This is a genomic window from Paracoccus homiensis (genome assembly GCF_900111675.1).
In the GTDB taxonomy this organism is placed as follows: domain Bacteria; phylum Pseudomonadota; class Alphaproteobacteria; order Rhodobacterales; family Rhodobacteraceae; genus Paracoccus; species Paracoccus homiensis.
Genome location: NZ_FOHO01000010.1, coordinates 102624 through 110022 on the forward strand (window position 1 = coordinate 102624; position 7399 = coordinate 110022).

The 7399-nt window shown below is 66.5% G+C and carries 6 protein-coding genes; all 6 read right to left on the reverse strand.

Annotation, left to right across the window (positions count from 1 at the left end; all coding sequences use genetic code 11):
• Positions 1-21 precede the first annotated feature (21 nt).
• The 6 genes from BMX67_RS13780 to xsc all read right to left on the reverse strand — a co-directional run bounded on the left by BMX67_RS13780 (position 22) and on the right by xsc (position 7399).
• The gene (locus BMX67_RS13780; protein WP_090736092.1) at positions 22-414 is read right to left on the reverse strand and encodes a MerR family DNA-binding protein; all 393 of its coding nucleotides are present in this window, start codon (positions 412-414) and stop codon (positions 22-24) included.
• Positions 411-2873, reverse strand: a complete 2463-nt coding sequence (locus BMX67_RS13785) for a heavy metal translocating P-type ATPase (protein WP_090736094.1) — start codon at positions 2871-2873, stop codon at positions 411-413. The genes BMX67_RS13780 and BMX67_RS13785 overlap by 4 nt, the downstream gene beginning before the upstream one ends.
• 76 nt (positions 2874-2949) lie before the next feature.
• Positions 2950-3345, reverse strand: coding sequence for a VOC family protein (locus tag BMX67_RS13790; RefSeq protein WP_090736099.1), 396 nt, complete (start codon positions 3343-3345; stop codon positions 2950-2952).
• Between the two features lie 75 nt (positions 3346-3420).
• Positions 3421-4380 carry a phosphate acetyltransferase gene (gene pta / locus BMX67_RS13795; protein WP_090736101.1) on the reverse strand — a complete coding sequence of 320 codons (960 nt, stop codon included), beginning with the start codon at positions 4378-4380 and terminating at the stop codon, positions 3421-3423.
• Positions 4381-4479: 99 nt separating this feature from the next.
• Positions 4480-5514 carry a YeiH family protein gene (locus BMX67_RS13800; protein ID WP_090736104.1) on the reverse strand — a complete coding sequence of 345 codons (1035 nt, stop codon included), beginning with the start codon at positions 5512-5514 and terminating at the stop codon, positions 4480-4482.
• Between the two features lie 103 nt (positions 5515-5617).
• Positions 5618-7399: a sulfoacetaldehyde acetyltransferase gene (gene xsc, locus BMX67_RS13805; protein WP_090736108.1), complete on the reverse strand. Its 1782-nt coding sequence runs from the start codon at positions 7397-7399 to the stop codon at positions 5618-5620.

Here is a 7399-nt window from a genome sequence, read left to right on the forward strand (position 1 = left end):
TGCCCGCAAAACAGGCAGGCCCTAGCCGGGTGGTCGCGCCAGATCGTTCAGGATCGCGCAATCCGGATCATCGTCACCGCGACAGGCGGCGACCAGCGTCTGAAGCTGTGATTCCATCTCGCGCAGCTGCGCGATCTTTTCGCGCAACTCGGCCAGATGCGCGTTGGCCATGTCACGCACCTCGCGGCTGGTGCGGGTATCGTCGCAGTAAAGACCCATCAGGCGACGACATTCGTCCAGCGAAAAGCCAAGGTTCCGCGCCCGCGCCAGAAAGGCCAGCCGCTGCACATCACGCGGGCCAAAGCTGCGATAGCCATTCGGTCCGCGATCCGGGGCGATCAGGCCGATATCCTCATAATAGCGGATGGTCTTGGCGGGCAGTCCCGCCTGTTCCGCGACCTGCTTTATGTTCATTCGGCCTCCGTAACGACCGGCGTCGCGGCGCGGGTGCGGCGCAGCCGCAGCGCATTGGTGATCACAAAGACACTGGACAGCGCCATGGCCCCGGCCGCCAGAATGGGCGACAACAGCGCCCCGTTGACCGGATACAGAAGCCCCGCCGCCACCGGGATCAGCGCCACGTTATAGCCAAATGCCCAGAATAGGTTCTGCCGGATATTGCGCATCGTCGCACGGCTGATCGCAAAGGCATTGGCAACGCCGGCAAGGTTGCCCGACATCAGGACGACATCCGCGCTTTCGATGGCGACATCCGTGCCGGTGCCGATGGCAATGCCGATATCGGCGCTGGCAAGCGCGGGCGCGTCATTGATGCCATCCCCGACAAAGGCCACCGGACCGGCGGCGCGCAGATCCTTCAGCGCGGCGACCTTTCCGTCGGGCAGCACCTCGGCCACGACATGGTCGATGCCCAGTTGCCGCGCGACCGCCTGCGCGGTGGCCCGGCCATCGCCCGAGATCATGGCGACGCGCAGCCCGGCCCGGTGCAGACCGTCAATGGCCGCGCGCGCGCTGTCCTTTACCGGGTCCGCGACGGCGATCAGCGCGGCGATCCGGTCATCGCGGGCGGCAAACAGCACGGTCTGACCCTGCGCCGAAAGTTCGGCGGCACGGGGCTGAAACCCCGCGATGTCCAGACCCTGATCGCGCATCAACCGATCCGACCCGATCAGGAACCGGTGCGGCCCGACCTGCGCCGACACCCCCTGCCCGGTCAGCGATGTGAACGCGTCGGGGCGCGCAGGCGTCAGCCCCTGTTCCCGCGCGCCCTCGGTGATGGCCCGCGCTATGGGATGTTCGGACCGCTCCTCGATCCCGGCGATCTGCGCCAGCAGCGTGTCGCGATCCTGCCCCGCGGCAACCTCGAACGCGGTCAGTGCAGGTCGGCCCATGGTCAGCGTCCCGGTCTTGTCCAGCGCGACCGTCGCCACATCCTGCAAGGATTGCAGCGCATCGCCCTTGCGAAACAGCACGCCCATTTCTGCGGCCCGTCCGGTGCCGACCATGATCGAGACCGGCGTCGCCAGACCCATCGCACAGGGGCAGGCGATGATCAGGACCGATACCCCCGCGATCAGCGCATGTGTCAAGCGCGGATCGGGCCCAAGGATCAGCCACGCGGTCACGGTCAGCGCCGCCGCGACCAGCACGGCGGGCACGAAATACATGGTGATGCGATTCACCAGCCCCTGAATGGGCAGCCGCGCACCCTGCGCCTCTTCGACCATGCGGATGATCTGCGACAGCACTGTGTCGCCCCCGATCCGGCTTGCCTTCAGCACCAAGGCGCCATTGCCATTCACCGTGCCGCCGATCACCTCGGCCCCGGCGGTTTTTTCGACGGGAACCGGCTCGCCGGTCAGCATGCTTTCATCGACCCATGACCGCCCCTCGGTCACGGTCCCGTCCACGGCAATGCGCTCGCCCGGACGCACATGGATCAGATCGCCGACACCGATCTTGTCGATGGGAACCTCGCTGATGCTGCCCTTGCGCTCGACCCGCGCGGTGGTGCTGCGCATGCCCGCCAGATGGCGGATCGCCTCGCCGGTGCGGCCCTTGGCACGCGCCTCAAGGTAGCGGCCCAGCAGGATCAGCACGATGATCACCGCAGCGGCCTCGTAATAGACCGCGCGGATGGTGGCGGGCAGAAGACCCGGCAGGAAGGTCGCAACGACCGAAAACCCATAGGCCGCCGCCGTCCCCAGCGCGACCAGCGAATTCATGTCGGGCGCAGCCTTCATCAGGGCCGGGATGCCCAGACGGTAAAAGACCCGCCCCGGCCCGATCAGGACCAGTGTCGTCAGCAGAAACTGGATAACCCAGGAGGTCTGGATCCCGATACTGCCCGCGATCAGGTGGTGCAGCGCGGGGATCGCGTGGCTGCCCATTTCCAACAGGAACACCGGCAGCGCAAGCGTGCCCGCCACCCAAAGGCGCCGCCGCATCGCGGTGATTTCGGATTGTTCTTGGGCCGCGGGGTCCTGCGCCTCGGCTTCGGGGCGCGCCGGGTATCCGGCCCCGGTCACGACGGCGGCAAGATCACCCGCGCGCAGGCCGTCCAGATGGCGGATGGTGGCGCGACGGCTCGGCAGATTGACCTGCGCCTGCACGACGCCGGGAACCGCCGTCAGCGCCCGCTCGATCCGACCGACGCAAGAGGCGCAGGACATATCCTGCACCGCAAGCCGGGTTTCTGACAAGCGCGCGTGATAGCCCGCCCGGTCCAGCGTGGTCACGATATCGGCCGCACTGACGCGGCCGTCATGGTCGATGACGGCGACACCCGTCGCCAGGTTGACATCGGCGCCAATGACGCCCGGCATCGCATTCAACGCCCGTTCGACCCTGCCGACGCAGGACCCGCAATTCATGCCCGTCACGCCCAGACGCAACCTGTGATCCAAAGCCATGCCCGGCCCCCGTGATGACTGTCCGCCATCTCAGATAGGGGTTCCAGTCACTGGAAGGTCAAGGGTTCAGCATCGGTTATTTATAGCGGCCGCCGCGCTGAAGAACCTCGATCTGGTAGCCGTCGGGATCCGCGATAAAGAAGAACCGCGCGATCACTTCGCCGCCGGGGGCAAAATCGACCAGCTTGCGCGGGGCAAAGCCCTCCGCCTCAAGACGGGCGTGCAGCGCATCCACATCCTCGACCGAAAAGGCCACATGGCCATAGCCGTCGCCCAGATCATAGGGCTCGGTCCGGTCCTTGTTGACCGTCAGTTCCAGCTCTGTCTCGGATTCCGCATTCGACAGGTAGATCAGGGTGAAGCTGTCGAAATCCAGCCGCTCGGCCACGGTCAGGCCAAAACAGCGTTCATAGAACGCGGTCGAGCGTTCCTCGTCCAGAACCCGAATCATCGAGTGGATATATTTCGCCATGGGCCATGTCCTTGCAGCTTTGCGTCGGCGTCAGGCTAATGGCTGATCCCCGATGGTCAAGCGCGCCTTTTCCGCTCATTTCTGTGTTTGAATATTTGTGATGATTGCGGCGTTTATGATGTCGTTTTTGGTGCATCCCCTTGAGAGGTCGTTTGCGGGCTTTGCGAGGCCCTGGAGGATGGGGCCGATGGCGTTCAGGCCGCCGAGGCGTTGGGCGATCTTGTAGCCGATATTGCCCGAGGCGAGATCGGGGAAGACAAAGACGTTGGGGCGGCCGGTCAGGCGGCTGCCGGGGGCCTTTTTCGCGCGGATGGCATCGTCGAGGGCGGCGTCGAACTGCATCTCTCCGTCGATTTCCAGATCCGGCTCCTGATCGCGCACGATCTGCAGCGCCTGATGGATCTTGTCGAGGCTGGGATGTTTCGCCGAGCCCGCGGTCGAGAAGGACAGCAGCGCCACGCGCGGGGTTTCATGCAGGACCTGCCGGCAGGACTGCGCCGCCGAACGGGCGATGGCGGCCAGTTCGGCCGCGTCGGGATCGATGACCAGACCGCAATCGGCAAAGATCATGCCGCCCTTGATCGGGGCATCCGCGCCGCAGGACAGCATCAGGAAAAAGCTGGAGACGATGGCCGCATCGGGCGCGCGGCCGATGATCTGCAGCGCGGCGCGCACGGTCTCGGCAGTGGTGGCGACCGCGCCGCCAAGCGTGCCGTCGGCCTGGCCCTGCCGCACCCGCATCGCCGCCTGGCGGATCGGGTCGCGCATGTCCGACAGCGCCTGTTCGGCGGTCATGCCCTTGGCGGCGCGCATCCGGTGCCATTCCTCTGCCAGCTGCGGCAGGTCGGGGGCACTGTCGGCGCGGATCGCGGTCACGCCGGGCAGGTCGGGACCGTTCATCAGCGTGACCCGGGCCAGGCCCTGGGCGGTCAGCTCGGCGGCGGCTTCGGCCACGCGGGGATCATCGCCCTCGGGCAGGATGATGTGGCGCGGATTGGCGCGTGCGGCCTGGTAAAGACGTTCCAGCGGTTTCATCGCGGCACCTTTCGGCAGGGCCCCGGCACGGGGCATGACGGTTGCGGACAAGGCGCGCGGTCCCGGTTGCGGGACGCGCGCGGCAGGGCGGTTTCGGGATCAGCCCAGGAAGTGCAGCCCGGTGACCACGAAGACGCCCAGGAAGACGGTCTCAGCGACCAGCAGGCCGACGGCGGCGGGACCGACCTCCAGCATCCTGGCCAGCGAGGTCTTGATGCCCACCGCAGCGATCGCGATCAGCAGCGCCCACCGGCTGAGCGCCCCGGCCCAGTCGGCCAGAAACTGCGGGATCACCCCCAGAGAGTTCAGCGCCGCCAGCACCAGAAAGCCCAGCACGAAGCCCGGCAGCAGCGGCGGACGCTTGCCCGTGCCCGGCCCCGACAGGCCCATCTGCCGGATCGTCAGCGAGAAGCACAGCACCACCGGCGCCAGCATCGACACGCGGATCAGCTTGACCAGCGTCGCCGTCTCGCCGGTTTCCGGGCCGATGGAAAAGCCTGCGCCGACCACCTGGGCCACGTCATGGATGGTGCCGCCCAGGAACACCCCGGAATCGCGGGCATCGAAGGCAAAGAGATTGGCCAGCATCGGATAGACCACCATGGCCACCGTCGACAGCACCGTCACCGACAGCACCGTGAACACCAGATCGCGTTCGGATTTTTCATGTTTCGGCAGCACTGCCGCGATCGCCATCGCCGCCGAGGCGCCACAGATCGCGACCGACCCGCCGGTCAGCAGCGCAAAGCGCCAGCCCCGGCCCACAAAGCGCGTCGCCAGCAGCGCGAAACCGATGGTCAGCACCACCCCCGCCACCACCAGCGCGATGGCAGGACCGCCCAGTTCGGCCAGCATGTCCACGCTGATCCGCGCCCCCAGCAGCGCCACGCCCAGCCGCAGCACGCTGCGCGCGGTCACGGAAATGCCCGCCGCGGTGCGGGTGCCGTCCTCGGCCAGAAAGTTCAACGCCAGACCCAGAAGCAACGCCAGCAGCATCGCCGGGGCGCCGTAATGGTCGGACAGGAATTGCGCCGTCGCCGCCACCAGGGCCGAAACGGCAAAGCCCGGAAACAACGCGCGCAGGCGGTCGGGCGCGGGCAGGCGCGCGACAAGCCCGGTCACGGGGCTGGACATGGGCAGGCTCCTTTCGGGAAGGCAAGGGCGGCCCGGCGGAGGAGGTCGCCGGGCCGAAGGTGGTCACGGCCCGGCGGGGAAGGCGGCCGGGCCATGACCGGGATCAGGCAGCGCCTTTCTGCGGGCGCATGTCGGCGGCGTCGACACCGGCGACGACCACCGGTTTCTTCATCGCGTCGCGGCGGAAGGGCTCGCCCAGTTCCTGGTTCAGCAGCACCTCGATGAAGGTGGTCTGCTTGTCCTTCATCTGCCGTTCCACCGCGTCATGCAGCGCCGAGGTCAGTTCCTCCTGGCTGCGGACCTGCACGCCATGGGCGCCACAGGCCTTCGCGATCCCGGCATAAGAGGTGTCGCGATCCAGTTCGGTGCCCACGAAGTTGTTGTCATACCACAGCGTCGTGTTGCGCTTTTCCGCGCCCCACTGATAGTTGCGGAAGATCACCATCGTGATCGCCGGCCAGTCGTCGCGACCGCAGGCCGTCATCTCGTTCATGGAAATCCCGAAGGCGCCGTCGCCGGCAAAGCCGATCACCGGCGTGTCGGGGTTGCCGACCTTCGCGCCAAGGATCGCCGGGAAGCCATAGCCGCAGGGACCGAACAGGCCCGGCGCCAGGTATTTGCGGCCCGCCTCGAAGCTGGGATAGGCGTTGCCGATGGCGCAGTTGTTGCCGATATCGCTGCTGACGATGGCTTCGGCCGGAACCGCCTGCATGATCGCGCGCCAGGCCTGACGCGGGCTCATCAGATCGGCGTCGCGGGTCCGCGCGCCCGAGTTCCATTCGGTGCCGGGATCGTCATCCTCGTGATCCAGGCTCGACAGTTCCTGCGCCCAACGCGACTTGGTCTGCGCGACCAGATCGCGACGTTCGGACCGGCCGGCATCGCCCGCGCTGGCCGACAGCTGACCCAGGATGCCGCGCGCGACCTTGGCCGCATCGCCCTGGATGCCCACGCTGACCTTCTTGGTCAGACCGATCCGGTCGGCATTGATGTCGACCTGGATGATCTTGGCATCCTTCGGCCAGTAATCGATGCCATAGCCCGGCAGGGTCGAGAACGGGTTCAGACGCGTCCCCAGCGCCAGCACGACATCGGCCTTGGCGATGATTTCCATCCCCGCCTTGCTGCCGTTATAGCCCAGGGGGCCCATGGCCAGCGGGTGGCTGCCCGGGAAGCTGTCATTGTGCTGATAATTGCTGCAGACCGGCGCATCCAGACGCTCGGCCAGCTGGACCAGATCGGGGATCGCCCCCGACAGGACCACGCCCGCGCCCGACAGGATCACCGGGAACTTGGCCTCGCTCAGCAGCTTGGCAGCCTCGGACACGGCCTGCTCGCCGCCCGCGGGGCGTTCGAAGGCCACGACCTGCGGCAGATCGACATCGATCACCTGGGTCCACATGTCGCGCGGGATGTTCATCTGCGCCGGCGCGCTGTTGCGCCAGGCCTGCATGATCACCCGGTTCAGAACCTCGGGAATGCGCGAGGCGTCGCGGACCTCTTCCTGGTAACAGACGCTGTCGGCAAACAGGCGCATCTGCTCCATCTCCTGGAAACCGCCCTGCCCGATCGTCTTGTTGGCCGCCTGCGGCGTCACCAGAAGCAGCGGCGTGTGGTTCCAATAGGCCGTCTTGACCGGCGTCACGAAACCCGTCACGCCGGGACCGTTCTGCGCAATCGCCATCGACATCTTGCCCGTCGAGCGCGTGAAACCATCCGCCATGAGACCCGCATTCGTCTCATGCGCACAGTCCCAGAACTTGATCCCGGCCTTCGGAAACAAGTCGCTCACAGGCATCATCGCTGAACCAATGATCCCAAATGCATGCTCAATACCATGCATCTGCAAAACCTTAACAAAGGCTTCCTCTGTCGTCATCTTCAT